Here is an 18,147-nt window from a genome sequence, read left to right as displayed (position 1 = left end):
GACCTCCAACTCGTCCCCGGCACTCACGAGATCTGGGCGTCCGGCAATGTGAGCGTCGAGCTCAGCGACGGCACGACCTTCCTGCGCGGCGTCATCGCCTCCTACTCCACCGGCGGCTGACCCCGAGGGCCGACCCACCGTCCAGGCAACGCCACCAACCTCATGCGACAGCACTCCTAGGGCCGGCCAGGTGAGGGCCGGGCCTGTCTAGTCCTCCAGCCAGCCGGGGCTGACCATTCCCGACTCGTACGCCAGCACCACGACCTGTGACCTGTCCCGTGCGCCCAGCTTCATCAGGATGCGGCTGACGTGCGTCTTCGCCGTCGAAGGCTGCAGCACCAGCCGCTCGGCGATCTCGTCGTTCGTGAGCCCCGCGGCCACCAGCTGCATGACCTCGCGCTCCCGGTCGGTGAGCACATCGAGCCGAGGGTCCGGCTGAGGGCCCTTGACCCGGCCGGCGAACTCGGCGATGAGTCGCCGGGTGACCGACGGGCTGATCAGGGCGTCGCCCCGGGCGGCGACCCGCACCGCGTGCAGCAGTTCCTCCGGCTCGGTGTCCTTCACCAGGAAGCCGGTCGCCCCGGCGCGCAGCGCCCCGTACACGTAGTCGTCCAGATCGAAGGTCGTCAGGATGACCACCTTCACCGCCGCCAGCTGCTCATCCTCCGTGATCACCTGGGAGGCTTCCAGACCGTCCATCCCCGGCATCCGGATGTCCATCAACACCACGTCCGGCTTCAGCTCGCGACAGGCCGAGACAGCGGCTTGCCCGTCGGCGGCCTCCCCCACCACCTCGATGTCGTCCTCGTCCTCCAGGACCGACCGGAACCCGGCCCTCACCAGCCAGTGGTCATCCACCAGCAGGACCCTGATCATCGGCTACTCCGCTCCGTCGGCTCTCCTGTGATCTCGTACGGTAGACGGGCCCGCACCGCGAATCCGCCTTCCGGCCGTGGGCCCGCGGCCAACTCGCCCCCCAATGCCCGCGCCCGCTCGGTCATTCCGGCAATGCCACTGCCGCCGCCCGCCCTGGCCGGGCGGGCTGGCGCACCCTGCCCGTCATCCTCGACGGCCACCATCAGCTCCCGGTCCCCGTAGGCGATCCGGATCGTGACCTGTCCGGCGCCGCTGTGCCGGACCGCATTGGTCAACGACTCCTGCACGATCCGGTACGCGGCCAGGTCGACTTGGGCAGGCAACGCGCGCTCAGCGCCGGTCCGCTCGATCCGCACCGCCAGCCCTGCGAGCTTCGCCGAGGCCACCAGGGCGTCCACCCGGGCCAGACCCGGCGCGGGCGCCCTGGGCGCATCCTCGTCGACCCGGCGGAGCACGTCGAGGGTGGCCCGAAGTTCCTGCAAGGTCTCCCGGCTACCCGCCTTGATGGCGCTCAGCGCCGCCTCAGCCTGCGCAGGGTCCTTCTTCAGCCGGTGCAGGGCCGCACCCGACTGCACGTTGATCATCGAAATATTGTGGCCGATCACATCGTGCAACTCGCGGGCAATGCGCAGCCGTTCCTCGATGGCCCGCAGCCGCGCCTCCTCCTCGGCGTACGCCACGCGACCGTGCCGCACACTGCCGAGCGCCACGACAGCGACCAGCCAGCCGGTGAGCATGAACACCGCCGTACCCGTGACATCGCTGTGGGTCATGATGGCGCCCACGCCGACACCGATCACCATCGCCGACGCAATGGCGACGGCCAACCGCATCCGGCCCTGGGCCGCGATGGCGTACAGCGCCACGATCGGGACCAGGACCAACGGCCCGTCGACGGTACTGAGTACGTAGTAGACCCCGGTGGCCAGCGTCGTGAACCAGCCCACCGTCGCCGGGTACCGACGCCGGAACATGAGCGCGCCGCACACCATGACGATCAGCAGCCAGGACACGATCAGCGAGGGCATCGAGCCCTCGCCACTGCGCGGGCGCTGACTCTCGGCGATCGCCAGCAGCACGAACGTCCCCAAAGCCAGCGCGGCGTCAGCATAAGCACCACGAGGCAGCCGGAAACGGGTCTGAGTGAGAGGCGGCACGAGTCCATTCTGCCCGTGATGCCGATGCTTCCCGTTGGGCGGCCAGGAGACCCGCGGTACGCAGGGCCGTGGACCGCCTCACCGGCATCGTCCTGATCGGCTTCGGCGTGAAGGTCGCCACAAGGCCGGCTTGTCAGACTCGGCGGCGATGGGGCGTGCTGCTCGGTGCGGCGGTCGAGGCGCCGGGGGAACATCGTCACCGACGCCGGCATCACCATCAAACAATCCCCCAACACGGCCAAGCGTCCCGGCCAGTCGCCACCCACTCCCGGCGGGTCGACCGGCACCTCGGTCTGTTCATGGTCTGGCTGCAGCACACGCCGCCCCGGAATGGGGCGGCGCAGCCGGGGCCGGGCGCCGGCCCGGTGCCGGGTGAGGGGCGGATCAACCGGGGGCTCGTCACGGTGCGGGGGCTGTTGTCGTACGCGGTATCGGTGAGAGAGGCGCCGAGGTGGGCGCTCGGGAAGATCTACGAGCTCGCCGACAGCCGGGACCTTCCGGCGGAAGCCCAGGGCGAGGGCGGCGGCCTGTGCTACCTGCTGAGGCCGGTGCACGCGCTTCGCGAGCCGGAGACACAGGTGGACCGGGCGGAGGACGCCTGCTGGTGGCCATGTTCGTCGCGTGCCGCAACGCGCGGGACCGGCTGATCGTCCTGTTGGTCGGCAGGGCCGGACTGCGCCGCGGCCCGTTGGCGGGCCTGCGGCGCAGTGATGTCCATCTGCTGCCGGACTCCCGTGTGCTGGGCCGCGACTACCCGGGCGCCCCTGTGCGTGTGTCCGCGTTCGACCTCTACTACGAGGAGCGCAACCGGCTGCTCGGGAGTGGTGGGAGCGACTTTCCGCTGGTGAACCTGTTCGGGCCCTGCTGGGAGAGCTGATGTCGCCAGAGGTGATCGGGGAGTTGCTGGAACGGCTGAGCGAGCGGACCGGATGTCGGCCGTGAGGTCCACAGCACGGGCGGACACACATGTGCTGTGTCCGCCCGTGGGTCCGGAGGATCGTCAGGCGGTGAAGTGGTGTGTGCCGGAGCCGACCTGGTAGACGGCGCAGCCGTCATCCTGGCGCAGGAACGTCCCGTGCGTGCGGGTCACCGTCTCCGGAGCGGACGCGGGGATCCATACCTCGGCGGTCGTGTTGGGCGGCACCGTGCAGGTCAGGCTGAAGCGGCCGGCCTTGCGTCGCCATTGTGTGGAGACAGGGCCGTAGACCGAGGTGAAGCCCGCGCGGGCGGAGGTGACGGCTCCGCCCGGGCGGGGGCGGATGACGATCTCGCGGTAGCCGGGTCGGCCCGCCGAGATGCCGGCGATGTTCGCGTACATCCACTCCCCCACCGAGCCGTAGGCGTAGTGGTTGAAGGAGTTCATGGCCGTGTCCTGGAAGCTGCCGTCGGGCCGGATGGAGTCCCAGCGTTCCCACATCGTGGTGGCGCCCCGATCGATCTGGTAGCCCCAACTGGGAAAGGAGCGCTGCTGCAGCAGACGGTAGGCGACGTCGGTGTGCCCCGTGTCGGTCAGGACGGGCAGCAGCCGGGGAGTGCCGAGGAAACCTGTCGACAGGTGCCAGTCCCTGGCCTCGATCAGAGCCACGAGCCGGTCGGCCGCGGCCTTCCGCGACGCGTCCGGCAGCAGGTCCATCGACAGCGCGAGGACGTACGCCGTCTGCGTGTCGCCCTTGACCCTGCCGTCGGAGGCGACGTAGGCGTTCTGGAAGGCCCCTCGTATGCGCCCGAAGAGATCGCGATACGGACCGGCGTCCTTGCCCAACTCCCCGGCCATCCGGGCCGCGAGGTCCGCGCTGTGCGCGAAGTACGCGGTGGCGATGACGTCCTTGGGGGTCTCGTCGTCGACGTTCAGCCAGTCGCCGTATCCCTGCGCCGGGCGCAGCAGCCGGTCGCTGTTCTTCTCCAGGTACGTCAGCCACTCCTGTACGGACGGCCAGGCATCCTCCAGGACCTGTCGGTCGCCGTATGCCTGGTAGAGGTCCCAGGGGACCGTGACGCCCGCGTCGCCCCAGCCGGCGGTGCCGCTGCCGAGCGTGCCGACCACAGGCGCCACGTCGGTGAACGCGCCCTCCGACGTCCGCGAGTCCCGCAGGTCGACCAGCCACTTGGCCAGGAAACGGGCCGACTCCATCGTGTACGTGGCCGTGGGCGCGAAGACGTTGATGTCTCCCGTCCATCCCAGCCGCTCGTCGCGCGCGGGCGTATCGGTCGGCACAGAGAGGAAATTGCCGCGCTGCCCCCAAGTGATGTTGTGGTGCAGCTGGTTCAGCATCGGTACGTCGGTCTCGAAGTCGAGGGTGAAGGGGGCGGACGTATGCATGACACGCCCGGTGACGGCCTTGGCCAAGGGCGTGCCCGGGAAGCCGGTCACCTCGACGTAGCGGAACCCGTGGAAGGTGAAACGCGGCTCGTAGATCTCCTCTTTTCCGCCTCCCTTGAGGGTGTACGTGTCCGTCGCCGCCGCACTCCGAAGGTTCGCGGTGTAGACGGTGCCGTCGGGGTTGAGCACCTCGGCGTGTCTGAGCCGGACGGTCGTCCCCGCCTCGCCCGACACCCGCAGCCGTACCGAGCCGACCATGTTCTGGCCCAGGTCGAACACATGGACACCGGGCCTGGGCTGGGTGATCCGCTTCGGCGTCAGTTCCCGCTCCACGCGTACCGGACCGTCCACCTGGGCGACGATCAGTCCGGGCCCGAAGTCTCCGGCGCCACCCATGTCTCGTACGCCGAGCCAGTCCGTGTCGTTGAAGCCGGGAGAGGCCCAGCCGGGGGTCTCCTTGCGCGCGTCGTACGTCTCACCGTTGAGCAGATCGGCGGCGACGACCGGCCCGGAGGCGGCCCGCCAGTCGGCGCCGGACGTGATGCGCTCGCTGGTCCCGTCCGCGTACTCGACCTCCAACTGGGCGAGCAGCGCCGGGTGTTGGCCGTACTGACCGGGCCCGAACATGCCCACGTTGCCCGCGTACCAGCCGGGTGCCAGGTATGCCCCGATGGCGTTGGCGCCTGGCCTCATGAGGGCGGTGACGTCGTACGTCTGGTACTGGACGCGCGTGCGGTAGTCGGTCCAGCCGGGAGCGAGCTCGTCGCGGCCCACCCGGCTGCCGTTGAGGTGGGCCTCGTACAGGCCGAGGGCGGTGGCGTACAGGCGCGCGCGGGTCACTTTCCGGCGTGCGAGCCGGAATTCGTACCGGACCTGGGTGACGGCGTACGACACCGGGGTGACCCTTCCCCACGGCCCGCCGCCCCACGCGGCGGCCACCCTGACCGCCGGCCAGCCGCCGTCGTCGAACCCGAACTCACGCCAACCGGCAGGGGGTTCCTGGTCCGTGGCCTTCCAGGAGGCATCGGTGAACACCTTCTGCTCGCCGGAGGCGGTACGCACCACGAGGACGGCGATGAGCCCCGCCGGGCCCACGGTCGCGTTGGTGGCGGACACGGCGACAACGTTGTCACCAGCCCGCACCCGGTCCAGTACGTCGATCACGGCCGGGCGGCGCCAGCCCTCGTTGTCCGTGTCGAGATCGGTGTGGGCCACCTCGACTCCGTTCACGGAGACCGCGTACACGTTGTCCGCGGTGATGGCGAGTGTCGCCGCAGTGATCCCGTCGGGCAGTTCGGCGGTACCGCGAAACCAACGGGTGGCTGCCGGAACGCCGCTCGTCGGATCACCTTCGGGGAACCAGATCCAGGAACCGCCTTCGAAGGACGGAGCGTCCGTGAGGCTCGCCGGTGCGGAGATCCAATCGGCGGTCCACTGTCCGGCATTCATGAGACCGGTTTCCCACCATGAGGGCGCGCTCCAGCCGGATACTTGCCCGTCCGCGTCCCAGACGCGCACGGACCAGAAGTAGCGGGTCCGGGGTTTGAGTCCGGGACCCCCGTACGGCACGAGGGCGGACTCGCCCGACATGACCTTCCCGCTGTCCCAGACGTCCGGGCGGGACAGGCCCGACGCGGTGGTGGCAACACGGACCTGATAGGCGCTCTGGCGCATGCCCGGCTTGCCGGAAACCAACGGCCAGCTCAGCCGGGGACGTTGCGCATCGAGACCGAGGGGATGCTGGACGTATTCCACGGTCGGTGCCGTGGCGCGCAGGCCGGCTCGCCCCGTCTGCGCCGGGACATGTCCGGATGCCGGCGCGGCCGTCGCCGGTACCGCGTCGACGGTTGCTGCCGCGACCGTGGCGGCCGCGCCCGCGAGAATGTTCCTCCTGCTGATCACTACGACTCCTCACTCACACAGAATGGATGAATCGATTCAAAAGCGAGAGACGTGGGTAACGTAAAGCCGGGGGAGGTGAGGGTCAATCGTTGTGCAGGTAACTTCGCAACAGGCTCGAGAGAATTGAACGGTTTCAATCAGGCTTTTGAAATCCTCGGGCTCCGCAAGGCCGGGCGGCGGCGTCCAGGATCGCGCTCACACCCGTACCGCCGACCCCCGCTCACTCATCCGCGGCGCGCACAGGATCCGCTTCCTGCGGACCCGCTTCCCCTCGATCGCCGCGACGGTCAGCCGGGCCGCCTCCACGGCGATCTCGGCCAGCCCCCAGTCCACGGTGGTGAGGGGAGGCGTGAGCACACGTGACACCGGGTGGTCGTCGAAGCCGACCACGGACACGTCGCGGCCCACTTCGAGGGAGACCTCGGCGGCCGCCCCGTAGACGCCGTACGCCAGTGAGTCGGAGAAGCAGAACACGGCGGTCGCGGACCAGTCGCCGTCCAGGACGCGCCGGGCCACGGCCGTAGCCTTGCCCAACTCCTGCGGGCACGGCACCAGTTCGACCCACAGTCCCAGTCGGTCGGCCGCCTCGCGGACGTACACGTCGGCGGGCCGGCCGGGTGTGCTGGGCCGGGTCGGGGTCAGCACGGTCACGCGGCGGTGGCCGAGTCCGTGCAGATACTCCAGTACGGCGTCGATGCCGGCCCGGTTGTCGAAGATGACCTGCCCGGCCGTGCGGGCCCTGCTCAGCGAGTCACCGACGGCCACGACCGGCAGTGCGTCGGCGATCGCGGCCCAGCTCTCCGCCGAGGGGTTGACGGGCGAGACGAGCAGTGCGTCGACGCGCTGGTCGCGCAGCTGCTTGGCGAGCGCCAGTTCCCGCTCGGGGTCGCCGCCAGCGTCGAGGATCAGTGCGTAGTGGTCGCTGGCCAGCAGTTCCCGGCCGATGGCCGCCATCAGCTGCTGCTGCCAGAGGTCCTGGAGATCGCCGGCGAGGACTCCGACCATGCTGGTGCGGCCGCTGGCCAGGGCACGGGCGATGGGGTCGGCCTCGTAGCCCAGCTCGGCCGCCGCCTTGCGTACCCGCTCCTCGGTCTCCTTCGAGACCTGCTTGCCGCGCAGGGCATAGGAGACGGCTGCGGTGGAAAGGCCCGTGGCCTCGGCCACCTCACGGAGGGTGGTGCGCTTATTGGGCCTGGCCATGGCGGGAAGCCTACCGGGCCCTGTCCGCACTGTGGGCGCAGGCTTGACACCACATCTGGTTAACCGCTTAAGTTAACCGCATCACTGAAGCGCTTAACAACTCCACCGTCTCCCCCGCCGACCTGCGCTTCCCGAGGAATGCAGCGTGCTCATCGACGTCCACCAGCACATCTGGCCACCCGCCTTCATCGAGTTGCTGCGCGCCCGCACCACGCCGCCGCGTCTGGACGGCTGGACCCTGCACCTCGCGGGCGAGCCGCCGTACGTGGTCGACCCTGCCGATCACGACGTCGCCGCACGCGCCCGCCTCGCCGCCGCGGACGGTCTCGACCTGGCCCTGGTCTCGCTCTCCAGCCCGCTCGGCATCGAGTGCCTGCCGCCCGCCGAGGCCACCGAGCTGCTGACCGCGTTCCACGACGGCGCCCTCGCGCTCCCGGCCCCGTTCGGCGTCTGGGCCTCGCCCTGTCTGTCCGAGCCGGACCCCGAGGCCGTCGAACGCGAGCTGCGCCAGGGCTGCGTGGGCCTCCAACTCCCCGCCACGGCACTGCTCGACGCCGCGGGCTGGCAGGAGTGCGCCCCGCTCCTGGACGTCCTCACCCGCCTCGGCAAGCCCCTGTTCATCCACCCCGGCGCCGCCCCGCCCACCCAGGACACGCCCCCGTGGTGGCCCGCGCTGGTCCCCTATCTGCACCAGATGCACGCGTCGTGGTTCGCGTTCCGTGCCTTCGGCCGCGCCCGCCATCCACGCCTGCGGGTCTGCTTCGCCGCCCTCGCCGGCCTGGCCCCGCTGCACGGCGAGCGGCTGGCGGCCCGGGGCGGCGGACGCGGCGAGATCGACTTCGACGTCTTCTACGAGACGTCCTCCTACGGGACACGCGCCGTGGACGCCCTCGTCCGGGCCGTCGGCATCGACGTGATCGTCAGCGGCAGCGACCGCCCGTACGCGTCCCCCGTCATCCCCGACATCGGCACGGACGCCGCCGTCCACGCCCTGCGCACCACCAACCCGGACCGCCTGCTGCGAGGCCGCGCATGAGCCTCACCGACTTAAAGACAGAAAGGAGCCACCCGTGACCTACGAGTCCTTGCCGGACCGCACGCTCGACAAGCACGAACTCCGGGCACTCGTCGAAGAACTCGCCGCCCGCCCCGAGCTGTGGCGCGAGCAGATCGCCTTCTCGGACGAGCAGCGGCACTACGCCTCCCTGTACCGGGACGAGTACGTCGACGTATGGCTGCTGTGCTGGACCCGGCAGAACGACACCGGCTGGCACGACCACGACATCTCCTCGGGCGCGGTCCGTGTCGTCCAGGGCGCGCTCAACGAGTCCAACCCGCGCATCGGCGGCAGCCATCTGTCCAGCACGGTCGGTGCCGGCGGAGCGTTCTGCTTCGGGCCGGAGCACATTCACCGTCTCACCGGCGCCACCGACGACACGGTCTCGATCCACGCGTACTCGCCCCCGTTGTGGCGCCTCGGCCAGTACGACATCACCGCGGACGGCGTGATGCGCCGCATCTCCGTCTCCTACGCGGACGAACTACGGCCCCTGGACAACCCGGCCGCCTGAACCGCCGCGCGCTAACCGTTCTCCGTCCGTTCGAGGGCGTCGAGTTGGCGCTGGACGCGGTCAGCGGGCTGGTGGCGGTGCTGGTCCCGGTACATCGCGGCTGCCTCCTCCCAGGTGGCGCGGGCCCGTTCCAGGCTGCCGAGCGCGTGGTGGGCGTGGCCCAGGCGGTCGAGCGTGTCGGCGGCCCAGTAGTCTCCGCCGATGGCTCGGTACCGGGCCACGGCGAGCCGGTAGTGCTCCACCGCTTCGTCGTGGTGGCCGGTGTGGTGGGCGATGTAGCCGAGGCTGTCGAGGATGTCGGCCTCTACGCCCTCGTGCCGGATACCGCGGGCCAACGGCAGTGCCGCCGCACAGTGGACGCGAGCCTGGTCGTAGTCCCCGAGCCGGGCGCTGTACCAGCCCACCGAGTTGAGCGCGGCGGCCCTCACCGCCGGCAGGTCCGCTTCCCGCTCCAGCTGTACGGCGAGGGTGGCGTGGTCGAGCGCCGCACGCAGGTGATCCTGTCGCCCGTATCCCTGTGCCAGCGCGATGTGGATGCGGGCCTGGGTGCCGTGGTCGCCGGCCTGCTCGGCCAGGCTCAGCGCACGCTCCAGTTGCTTGGTGGACTCTTCGTGTGCTCCGGCGTAAGCGGCGGCGTGCCCGAGCCGCCACCGGGCCCGCACGTGCAGGTCGAGCGCGTCGTCGTGATCGAGCGCGGCGAGTGCGGCCCGCCACATCGCCACTCGGTCGTGAACATGGCCCAGCAGGCTCTGGAAGTGGTCCAGGCTCCACGCGAGCTGCCACACGAGCCGGCGCCAGCCGCGGTCGGCCGCCAGTTCCTGCGCGGCGAGCAGATTGGGCAGTTCGTCGGCGAGCCACTGCACTGCCTCGGCCTGCGTGGTCAGCTGCTGCGGCCGGCAGCCGGGGCCGGGCGCGCCGAGCTGGGGAGGTGCGTCGTTCAGCTCCAGCACCATCAGACCGCGGGTCGCGCACGCGGTGTGCAGGTAGAACTCGACCAGTCGCCGCAGCGCCGCGTCCCGCTCGTCGGCCGCGAGGTCCTGGCGGCCCCGGTCGGCGGCGTACAGACGCACCAGGTCGTGCATGCGCCAGCGTTCGGGCTCGTGCTGCTCGACGAGGTGCAGGTTCTCCAGGGCACGCAACGCGACGCGGGCCTCCGGCGTGGGCAGGTCGGCGAGGGAAGCGAGCGCGAACAGCCCGATGTCGGGGCCGGGAGCAAGGCCCAGCAGGGCGAACAGCCGTGCCTGTACGGCGGTCAGTGCGTCGTACGACCATGACAGCACCTTCGGCAGGCTCGCCGCGGGCGTGTCGTCGTCGAGGGCGTCGAGCCTGGTCGTGGACTCGCGGAGCTCGGCGGCGATCCGGGCCAGCGGAAGGCGTGGGGTGCAGCCGGCGCGGCCGGCGACGATGCCCAGCGCGAGGGGGTATCCGCCGCACCAGGTGAGGAGTTCCTCTACGGCGTCCGGCTCGGCGGCAGCCCGTGCGGTGCCCAGGCGCACGTCCAGGACGCGGCGCGATTCCTCCGCGCTCAGCGGGTCGAGGACAACGGGACGGGCACCGTGACGGGTGACCAGTTCGGTCAGTCTGCGGCGGCTCGTGATCAGGACGACGCAGTCCGCGTTGCCCGGCAGCAGGGGGACCACCTGGTCCGGGCTGCCGGCGTTGTCCAGCACCACCAGCATCCGCTTGTCCGCCAGCAAGCTCCGGTACAGGCCGGCCTGGCCCTGCAGCGTGGACGGCACGGCGTGCGGGGCGACGCCCAGCGTTTCCAGGAAGCCGCGCAGGGCGGTGGTCGGCTCCATGGGAGGCACGGACGGATTGAAGCCCAGCAGGTCGACGAAGAGCTGACCGTCCGGGAAGCGTTGCGTATGGCGGTGTGCCCAGTGCAACGCCAGCCAGGTCTTGCCAATGCCGCCCGCACCGGCGATCGCAGAGATGACGACCGCGGCCGGCCGTTCCGCGGCTGCGGCCAGGAACCCGTCCAGCCGCGCCAGTTCCTCCTCCCGCCCGGTGAACCCCCGTGCCTCCAGCGGCAATTGCGCCGGGCCCGCCCGGCGACCGGGCCCCGCCTCGGCCGACGGCAGCCCATCACGGGCCGTCGGCGAGGCGGATTCGCCACGCAGAATCGCCAGATGCATCCGCTGCGCCCCGGCCCCCGGGTCCGTCCCCAGCTCCTCGGACAGTTGCTTCTGCAGGTCGGTGTAGCGGGCCAGGGCCTCCGGACCGCGTCCGGCGGCCTGCAGCGCCCGCATCAGCGCCACGGTGAGCGGCTCGACCAGCGGATGCTCGGCGGCCAGGGCGGTCAGCGTGCCGATCACCCCGGCGTGCCGGCCCACCCGGAACTCGGCCTCGGCCCAGGCCAGCACCGCCTCGATCCGCTGCTGCTGCCAGCTCTGCCGGGTGCGGTCCACCCAGGCACCGGCCAGCCCGGCCAGCGGCTCACCGCGCCACAACCCGACCGCCTCACGCAGCATCGCCACCCGCTCGGCGTCGGTGCGACCCGCCTCCCGGGCCTGTTCGATCAGGCGCCGGAACCGGTGCACGTCGACCCGGCCGGGCGGTACGTCGAGCAGGTAGCCACCGGGGCCGCGCCGCAGCTGCGGCCCTGCGCTGTCCTCGCCCGAGTCGGCAGGTTCGCCTGTGCTCGCCAATATCCGTCGGATCCGGGCGATGTGAGCGTAGAGCGAGGGACGCACCTGGGCCGGCGGGTCCTCTCCCCAGACCCGGTCGATCAGCGTTTCCGGTGCCACCCAGCGGCCCGTATCCACCAGCAGTGCCGCAAGTACCGTGCGCTGCTTGGCCGGACCGGCGTCGACCACGGTGCCGTCCGCGCCCCGTAACTCCACCGTGCCCAGCAGCAGAAAGTCCGTCATGCGCTCCCCCGGGGTCACCGTGCACGAGACGCTCACCGGCTGTGGCCGCCCCGTCGAGCAACCCACGCTCACCAGTGAAGCAAGGTTCTCGCAAGGTTCCCGTCCATATTCACGCCACACTGTGGGGGCAGCGGTCGGTGACCACGAGGGGAGTCACCGACCCACTCGACCTCGTCGGGCTGGGCGAAGCGGGCCGGTCGTGTTGTGACGTTCGTGGGGCAACACGTGTGCCGCGGCGATCAGGAGAAGTGGCGGACGAAGATGTCCGTCTTGCCGTTGGTGTCGCCGGGCGCGATGTCGTCGGCCGTGGACTGGAAGACCACGTCGCGCCCACCGGCGCCTCGGAGCGGGTGTCGAGAGCAGGGCAGAGCGGCTTCGGGCGATCAGCGGCGCCGCAGTGACGGGTCGAGCAGCGCGGGCGGGGTGTCGTGCTTCTCGTGCGGGGCGAGGTCGGTGCCGGGGGCGACGATGGCATCGACAGCGTCGAGCACGTCGGCGGAGAGCACGGTGTCCGCGGCGGCGAGTTGCGCGTGCAGATGGTCCGGTGTGCGGGGCCCGATGAGGGCGCTCGTCACGCCGGGATGCGCGGTCACGAATCCGAGCGCGAGCTGGATCATGGTCAGCCCGGCCTCGTCGGCGACCTTGGCCAACTGCTCGACGGCCTCCAGCCTGGCCCGGTTGGCGGGGACGGCGAGGTCGAAGCGGTCCGGCATGAAGGTGGAGCGGTTGGTGGTGACGTCCTGGCCTTCGCGGATCGCACCCGACAGCCAGCCCGAGGCCAGCGGGCTCCACACCAGCACACCGAGCCCGTACTGCTCGGTCACGGGCAGCACATGGGTCTCGACGCCGCGCTGGAGGATCGAGTAGCTGGGCTGTTCGGTGACGTAGCGGCTCAAGTGGTGCTCGCGGGCGGCCCATTGGGCCTGCACGATGCGGTAGGCGGGGAACGTCGAGGAGCCGAAGTAGCGGATCTTTCCCGCGCGTTGCAGGTCGGTCAGCGCCGACAGCGTCTCCTCGTCGCTGGTGTTCGGGTCCCACCGGTGGATCTGGTAGAGGTCGACGTGGTCCACACCGAGGCGGCGCAGGCTGTCGTCCAGGGCGGTGACCAGCCAACGGCGCGAACTGCCTTGGTGGTTGGGTTCGTCGCTCATCGGCATGTTCGCCTTCGTGGCCAGCACGATGTCGTCGCGGCGGCCGGCGATGGCTTTGCCGACCATCTCCTCCGACTCGCCCGCGCTGTACATGTCCGCGGTGTCGATGACGTTGATCCCGCCTTCGAGTGCGGCATCGACGATGGCCGTGGCCTCGTCCTGGGTGGTGCGTCCGATCCTGCCGAAGTTCATCGCGCCCAGCGCGAGGGAGCTGACCTGAACGCCGGTGCGGCCCAAGGTGCGGTACTGCATGACCGTAGTCCTCCATGGCGGATATGATGAATAAACGGAACCCTGCTCCGCTAACGATACGGAGCGATGTTCCACTTAGCAAGCGCAGTCGGCGAGTCAGTGGAGGAATTGGCGTGGGGAACGACAGCGAGGAGGGCGTGGCACGCCCGGCCCGGCCGAAGCGGGCGGACGCCCGGCGCAACAAGGAGACCCTGCTCGACGCGGCCGCCGCGGTCTTCGTCACCGCGGGCGTGGACGCGCCGGTACGCGACATCGCGGCCCGGGCCGGCGTCGGGATGGGCACGATCTACCGCCACTTCCCCACCCGAGCGGATCTCATCATCGCCGTCTACCGGCACCAGGTCGACGCCTGCGCCGAGGCGGGACCGGCCCTCCTCTCGGCTGCCGCGACCCCGCATGCCGCACTGGGACAGTGGATCGACCTCTTCGTCGACTTCCTGGTCACCAAGCACGGACTCGCCGCCGTGCTGCGGTCCGACAACTCCGGCTTCGACACGCTGCACGCCTACTTCCTCGACCGCCTCGTACCCGTCTGCACCCAGCTGCTCGAAGCCGCGGCCGCCGCCGGAGAGATCCGCACCGACGTGGACGCCTACGCACTCATGCGCGGCGTCGGCAACCTCTGCATCGGTGCGGACAGCGATCCCCGCTACGACGCCCGCCAACTGGTCGAACTCCTCATCGCAGGCTTGCGCCGACCGCAATGAAGACGGCAACGGCCGCCCGGCGGGAAGCCGGGCGGCCGTCGACGTGTCTCGTTTCGCGGGGGGGTGTGCCTACTCCTGTGCGTGCCGGATGGCGTCCAGCACGATGTGCGCCACATGGTCGTCGGTGAGGCTGTACCGCGTCTCACGGGCCTGGCGCCGGGCCGTGACGATGCGCGAGGTGCGCAGCACCCTCAGATGCTGGGAGACCAGGGGCTGGCTCACGCCCAGTGCGGCGACGAGTTCATGGACGTACTTCCCGCCCTCGGCCAGTTCGCGCACGATGCCGACGCGCACGGGCGACGCCAGGGCGCGCAGCAGGTCACTGGCTGCCTGGAGAGTCTCCAGCGGCTCACGGGCAGGGGAAGGGGAAGTCATCGCCACATGCACAAATTAGCATATGACAATGATTCCCAGCGCCAGGGATTCTCAGTGGTCGTCCCAGTGCCCGTCGTGAACGGCGTGACGGTGACCGTCGTGCACGTAGTCGGTGTGACCCTCGTGCGGCACGGCGACATGTCCGCACCCCTCACCGTGCTGATGGTCGTGGCCTTCATGGGCGGCATGACCGGCGGCGGCGCACTCGTCGACGTGGTCGCCGTGAACCCGGTGAATGTGGCCGTCATGGGCGTAGTCGGTGTGGTCGCCGTGCGGGATGGCCACGTGTCCGCAGCCCTCGCCGTGGGTGTGTACGTGGTCCTCGTGCGTGCGGTGGTCGGTGGCAGTACTCATGGGGGCTCCTTGCGCATTCCTCTGACCGGCCGCGGACTCGTACCGGCCGATCCATTGCGACATTAACATATAGCAATTCCTGCATGCATCGCGGAGGCGTCCCCGAATCCCCCCGAAGGGTGGGCTCTTGGGGCAGCCCGACGACGGTTCGTCAGACAGACTCGGGAACGGTTTCCCGCGCTCCCCACTGCCGGGTCCGGTACGTGCCGATCAGTCGGCAGACAAGGTAGATCGCGAACGAGATGGTGGTCACGTAGGGGCTGATGGGGATGCTGCTACCCAGGGCCAGCAGGATCCCGCCCTCGATGGAGGCCACCGCGAAGAGCACGCTCAGCACGGGCAGCAGAACAGGAGACGCTGTGATCCGGGCCGCGGCTGCCGCGGGTGTGACGACGAGGGTGAGGACCAGCAGCGCGCCGACGATCTGCACGGACAGCGCGACCGCGAGCCCCAGTACGAGCATGAAGGCGAACGACAGTGCCCGAACCGGCACCCCCCGCGCCTCGGCCACCTCCGGGTCGGCGCTGGCGAAGGCGAGCGGGCGCCACATGACCATCAGCGCTACGAGCACCACGGCCGACGTGGCGAGCAGCCAGGACATCTGCGGGGTGTCGACAGCGACGATCTGCCCGGTGAGGATGCCGAACTTGTTGGCCGCCCGGCCCTTGTACAGGGCGAGGAAGAGCACGCCGAGACCGAGGCCGAACGGCATGAGGGTCCCGATCACCGAGTTGCGGTCCCGCGCGCGCGAACCGAGCAGCCCGATGGCCCCTGCGGCAATGAGCGAGCCGACGATCGAGCCGCCCACGATGTTCACACCCAGCAGCAGCGCGGCCGAGGCGCCGGCGAACGACAGCTCGCTGATGCCGTGCACAGCGAACGGCAGGTCCCGCATGATCACGAAGACCCCGACCAGGCCACCGACCAGGCCGAGTGCGACGCCTGCGATGAGGGAGTTGCGGACCAGGGCGAGCAGTTCGCCGTAGTTGTCGAAGTTGAAGATCTGCTGCCAGATCCCCTCGGCGATCGTCATGGCCGTACTCCGTTTGGCAGTTCGGCGTGGTGCGGCGGCTCCGCCACCTCGTCGGGCACGCCGACGACCGTGATCCGGTCCCGGACCCGGATGACGTCGACCTGTGTGCCGTACAGCTGCGTCAGCGCCTCCGAGGTCAGCACCTCGTCGGGTGTGCCGACCCGGAAGCCCCCGCGGGCGAGGTACAGCACGCGGTCCACCAGTCCCAGCACCGGGTTGATCTCGTGGGTCACGAACACCACAGCCGTGCCGTGCGAGCGGCGCCGGGCGTCCACCAGTTCCGTCACGGCCCGCTGATGGTGCAGGTCGAGGGAGAGCAGCGGCTCGTCGCACAGCAGGATGCGCGGGTCGGTCGCCAGCGCCTGCCCGATGCGGACGCGCTGGCGTTCGCCGCCCGAGAGCAGGCCGACGGGGACGTCCGCGTACGCGGCGGCCCCGACCGAGGCGAGGACTTCGTCCACGCGGCGGCGTACGGCGCCCGAGCGCAGCCGGGGCCCGAAGCCGTGTCCGTCGATGCCGAAGCGGACCAGGTCCCGGGCGCGCAACATCGCCTGCTCGGACAGCGTGGCCTGCTGCGGGACGTAGCCGATGTGCCTGCTGCCCTTGTGTGGCGGACGGCCCAGAACCGTCAGCGTCCCGGCGGACAGCTGTCGTTGGCCCAGCAAGGCGCGTACGAAGCTGGTCTTGCCCGATCCGTTGGGACCGAGCACGGCCAGGAACTCCCCTGCCCGTATGTCGAGTTCGAGGTCCTGCCACAGCACCCGCTCGCCGTAGGACAGGGCCGCACCGCGCAGGCTGATCACCGCGGCGTCCGTGCCACGGTCCTCGGTCGTGCCCTCGCGGGCGCGGGGCAAGGAGGCCACCGCGAGCCGCCTCACTTGGCCAGCGCGCTCGCGAGCGCGTCGACGTTGGCGGTCATCCAGCCGACGTAGTCCTTGCCTTCGGGCAGGGTCTCGGTGACGGGGACGACGGGAATCCCGGCGGTCTTGGCCGCCTGCTCGACCTTCTCGGTCTGCGGACCGGAGGTCTGATCGTTGTAGACCAGCCCTTCGACCTTCTTGTCGGTGAACAGTGCCAGCGTCTCCTGCAGGGTCCTCGGAGAGACGTCGTCGCCTTCCTCGATGGCTTCGCTGAACTCCTCGGGCGTCTTGTTCACCAGGCCGCTCGCCTCGGTCAGGTACAGCGGCACCGGCTCGGTGATGGCGATCGGCTCGCCGCCGTGGTCGGCCTTGATCTGCGCTTCCTTCGCCTCCAGCGGCTTCAGCTTGGCCTTGAAGGCGCCGGCGTTCTTGGTGAAGGTGGCGGCGTCGTCGGGGTCGGCCTTGGCCAGGGCCGCGGCGATGCGGTCGGCGAGCTTGGCGGTCGTGGGGAAGTCGTACCAGACGTGCTCGTTGAGTTCCCCGCCCGCCGGGGCGGTCTTCCCGGAGACCTTCACGGCGTTGATCACTTCGGCGGACGAGTTGTCGCTGCTCTTCAGCATGCGGTCGATGAAGTCGTCGTAACCGCCGCCGTTCTCGACGACGACCTTCGCCTTGGACAGCGCCAACTGGTTCTGCGTGTTGGCCTCGTAGGAGTGCGGGTCCTGGTCGGGGTCGCTGATGATCGAGGTGATGTCGACCTTCGCGCCGCCTATCTGCTTGACGATGTCGCCGTAGACATTCGTCGAGGCCACCACGGCGACGGCGGACGCGGAAACGGGACTCTGCCCGGTGTCACTGCCGGAATCGGACGAGCTGCCGCAACCAGCCAGGAGGACCAGGGAGGCACCGGTGATGAGCGGCGCCAGGCGCCGGGATGAGGACGCAGGCATGAATGATTCCTCCGCAACCAGGGGGACGTCCGCCGAGCTCGACCTGTCCCGGCGTCAGCGCCACGCTAGATGGAAACGGATGTCAAGAAGGCCTTCCAGCCATTCCATATGACAATCATTACCGGGAAATGACCCTCTGTCGCCTCGGCCTGGCGCTGTACGGCTGATGCGCGATGTCCACTGCGGGACGAGAATGGACGTACCGCGACGAAGACGGATGAATCCGCTTCGCGGGCTCCGCGGAAGGAGGCCATGATGCATCCCGCCGCTTTCGCGGGTGTGGTCGTGGGCCGCATCACGCACTACGCCCTGTCCGGAACCGCCGGCGTACTGGTGCTGCGGGGAGCCGCCAAGGCCGCGCCCAAGGCGAAACCCGTGGCCCGCCGGCTACTGGTCAGCGGCATCGCCGGTGGCATCACGACGGGACGCCGGCTCGGGGAAGCCGCCGAGGAGGCTCGTCTGAAGGCGGGAGACCTGCTGGCGGAGGCCAGGGAGCAGTTGGGTGAGGAGGCGCCGCCGCCCTCGGCGGTCGGTGTCGAGGGGCACGCCCACGACCACGAGCACTGAGA

Annotated in this window: 17 protein-coding genes; 6 read left to right on the top strand and 11 right to left on the bottom strand. The window is 70.2% G+C overall.

What is annotated here, in order from left to right; genetic code table 11:
* Positions 1 to 207 precede the first annotated feature (207 nt).
* Positions 208 to 876: a response regulator transcription factor gene (locus ACTWQO_RS29390; RefSeq protein WP_328352246.1), complete on the bottom strand. Its 669-nt coding sequence runs from the start codon at positions 874 to 876 to the stop codon at positions 208 to 210.
* Complete coding sequence (locus tag ACTWQO_RS29385) at positions 873 to 2,033, bottom strand: sensor histidine kinase (protein WP_443240382.1); 1,161 nt, start codon at positions 2,031 to 2,033, stop codon at positions 873 to 875. The genes ACTWQO_RS29390 and ACTWQO_RS29385 overlap by 4 nt, the downstream gene beginning before the upstream one ends.
* A 299-nt stretch (positions 2,034 to 2,332) precedes the next feature.
* Here ACTWQO_RS29385 and ACTWQO_RS29380 point away from each other — a divergent pair, with 299 nt between their 5' ends.
* Both ACTWQO_RS29380 and ACTWQO_RS29375 read left to right on the top strand, forming a co-directional pair.
* The gene (locus ACTWQO_RS29380) at positions 2,333 to 2,680 is read left to right on the top strand and encodes a hypothetical protein (protein ID WP_443240381.1); all 348 of its coding nucleotides are present in this window, start codon (positions 2,333 to 2,335) and stop codon (positions 2,678 to 2,680) included.
* On the top strand, positions 2,638 to 2,910 hold the full coding sequence (locus ACTWQO_RS29375; RefSeq protein WP_443240380.1) for a hypothetical protein: 273 nt from the start codon (positions 2,638 to 2,640) through the stop codon (positions 2,908 to 2,910). The genes ACTWQO_RS29380 and ACTWQO_RS29375 overlap by 43 nt, the downstream gene beginning before the upstream one ends.
* 123 nt (positions 2,911 to 3,033) lie before the next feature.
* On the opposite strand, the gene ACTWQO_RS29370 is transcribed toward ACTWQO_RS29375, so the two are convergent.
* Positions 3,034 to 6,255: an alpha-L-rhamnosidase gene (locus tag ACTWQO_RS29370; RefSeq protein WP_443240379.1), complete on the bottom strand. Its 3,222-nt coding sequence runs from the start codon at positions 6,253 to 6,255 to the stop codon at positions 3,034 to 3,036.
* A gap of 195 nt (positions 6,256 to 6,450) precedes the next feature.
* Positions 6,451 to 7,455: a LacI family DNA-binding transcriptional regulator gene (locus ACTWQO_RS29365; protein ID WP_443240378.1), complete on the bottom strand. Its 1,005-nt coding sequence runs from the start codon at positions 7,453 to 7,455 to the stop codon at positions 6,451 to 6,453.
* Positions 7,456 to 7,600: 145 nt separating this feature from the next.
* Between ACTWQO_RS29365 and ACTWQO_RS29360 the strand changes: the two genes are divergently transcribed.
* A complete protein-coding gene (locus ACTWQO_RS29360; protein ID WP_443240377.1) occupies positions 7,601 to 8,491 on the top strand; it encodes an amidohydrolase family protein in 891 nt (296 codons plus the stop codon).
* A 34-nt stretch (positions 8,492 to 8,525) separates the two neighbouring features.
* Entirely contained in the window at positions 8,526 to 9,026 is a 501-nt protein-coding gene (locus tag ACTWQO_RS29355; protein WP_443240376.1) for a cysteine dioxygenase, read from the top strand.
* 11 nt (positions 9,027 to 9,037) lie between these two features.
* Here ACTWQO_RS29355 and ACTWQO_RS29350 read toward each other — a convergent pair whose 3' ends face one another.
* Together ACTWQO_RS29350 and ACTWQO_RS29345 are read right to left on the bottom strand one after the other, a co-directional pair.
* Positions 9,038 to 11,896, bottom strand: a complete 2,859-nt coding sequence (locus ACTWQO_RS29350) for an AfsR/SARP family transcriptional regulator (RefSeq protein WP_443240375.1) — start codon at positions 11,894 to 11,896, stop codon at positions 9,038 to 9,040.
* 383 nt (positions 11,897 to 12,279) lie between these two features.
* The gene (locus ACTWQO_RS29345) at positions 12,280 to 13,299 is read right to left on the bottom strand and encodes an aldo/keto reductase (RefSeq protein ID WP_443240374.1); all 1,020 of its coding nucleotides are present in this window, start codon (positions 13,297 to 13,299) and stop codon (positions 12,280 to 12,282) included.
* 113 nt (positions 13,300 to 13,412) lie between these two features.
* Between ACTWQO_RS29345 and ACTWQO_RS29340 the strand changes: the two genes are divergently transcribed.
* Positions 13,413 to 14,006, top strand: a complete 594-nt coding sequence (locus tag ACTWQO_RS29340) for a TetR/AcrR family transcriptional regulator (RefSeq protein ID WP_443240373.1) — start codon at positions 13,413 to 13,415, stop codon at positions 14,004 to 14,006.
* A gap of 69 nt (positions 14,007 to 14,075) precedes the next feature.
* Here the strand turns inward: ACTWQO_RS29340 and ACTWQO_RS29335 are convergent, their stop codons facing one another.
* The 5 genes from ACTWQO_RS29335 to ACTWQO_RS29315 all read right to left on the bottom strand — a co-directional run bounded on the left by ACTWQO_RS29335 (position 14,076) and on the right by ACTWQO_RS29315 (position 17,578).
* The gene (locus tag ACTWQO_RS29335; protein WP_443240372.1) at positions 14,076 to 14,381 is read right to left on the bottom strand and encodes an ArsR/SmtB family transcription factor; all 306 of its coding nucleotides are present in this window, start codon (positions 14,379 to 14,381) and stop codon (positions 14,076 to 14,078) included.
* Between the two features lie 51 nt (positions 14,382 to 14,432).
* Positions 14,433 to 14,735: a hypothetical protein gene (locus ACTWQO_RS29330; RefSeq protein WP_443240371.1), complete on the bottom strand. Its 303-nt coding sequence runs from the start codon at positions 14,733 to 14,735 to the stop codon at positions 14,433 to 14,435.
* 151 nt (positions 14,736 to 14,886) lie between these two features.
* A complete protein-coding gene (locus ACTWQO_RS29325) occupies positions 14,887 to 15,768 on the bottom strand; it encodes a metal ABC transporter permease (RefSeq protein ID WP_443240370.1) in 882 nt (293 codons plus the stop codon).
* Positions 15,765 to 16,631, bottom strand: a complete 867-nt coding sequence (locus ACTWQO_RS29320; protein ID WP_443240369.1) for a metal ABC transporter ATP-binding protein — start codon at positions 16,629 to 16,631, stop codon at positions 15,765 to 15,767. Before ACTWQO_RS29320 ends, ACTWQO_RS29325 begins: the two co-directional genes overlap by 4 nt.
* 11 nt (positions 16,632 to 16,642) lie before the next feature.
* Positions 16,643 to 17,578, bottom strand: coding sequence for a metal ABC transporter solute-binding protein, Zn/Mn family (locus ACTWQO_RS29315; protein ID WP_443240368.1), 936 nt, complete (start codon positions 17,576 to 17,578; stop codon positions 16,643 to 16,645).
* 252 nt (positions 17,579 to 17,830) lie between these two features.
* Here ACTWQO_RS29315 and ACTWQO_RS29310 point away from each other — a divergent pair, with 252 nt between their 5' ends.
* A complete protein-coding gene (locus tag ACTWQO_RS29310; RefSeq protein ID WP_328349855.1) occupies positions 17,831 to 18,145 on the top strand; it encodes a DUF1490 family protein in 315 nt (104 codons plus the stop codon).
* The last annotated feature ends 2 nt before the right edge of the window (positions 18,146 to 18,147 follow it).

Origin of the sequence: Streptomyces sp. 4N124, from assembly GCF_052245395.1 — a bacterium.
GTDB lineage: Bacteria > Actinomycetota > Actinomycetes > Streptomycetales > Streptomycetaceae > Streptomyces.
This window is presented reverse-complemented; position numbering and strand designations above follow the sequence as displayed.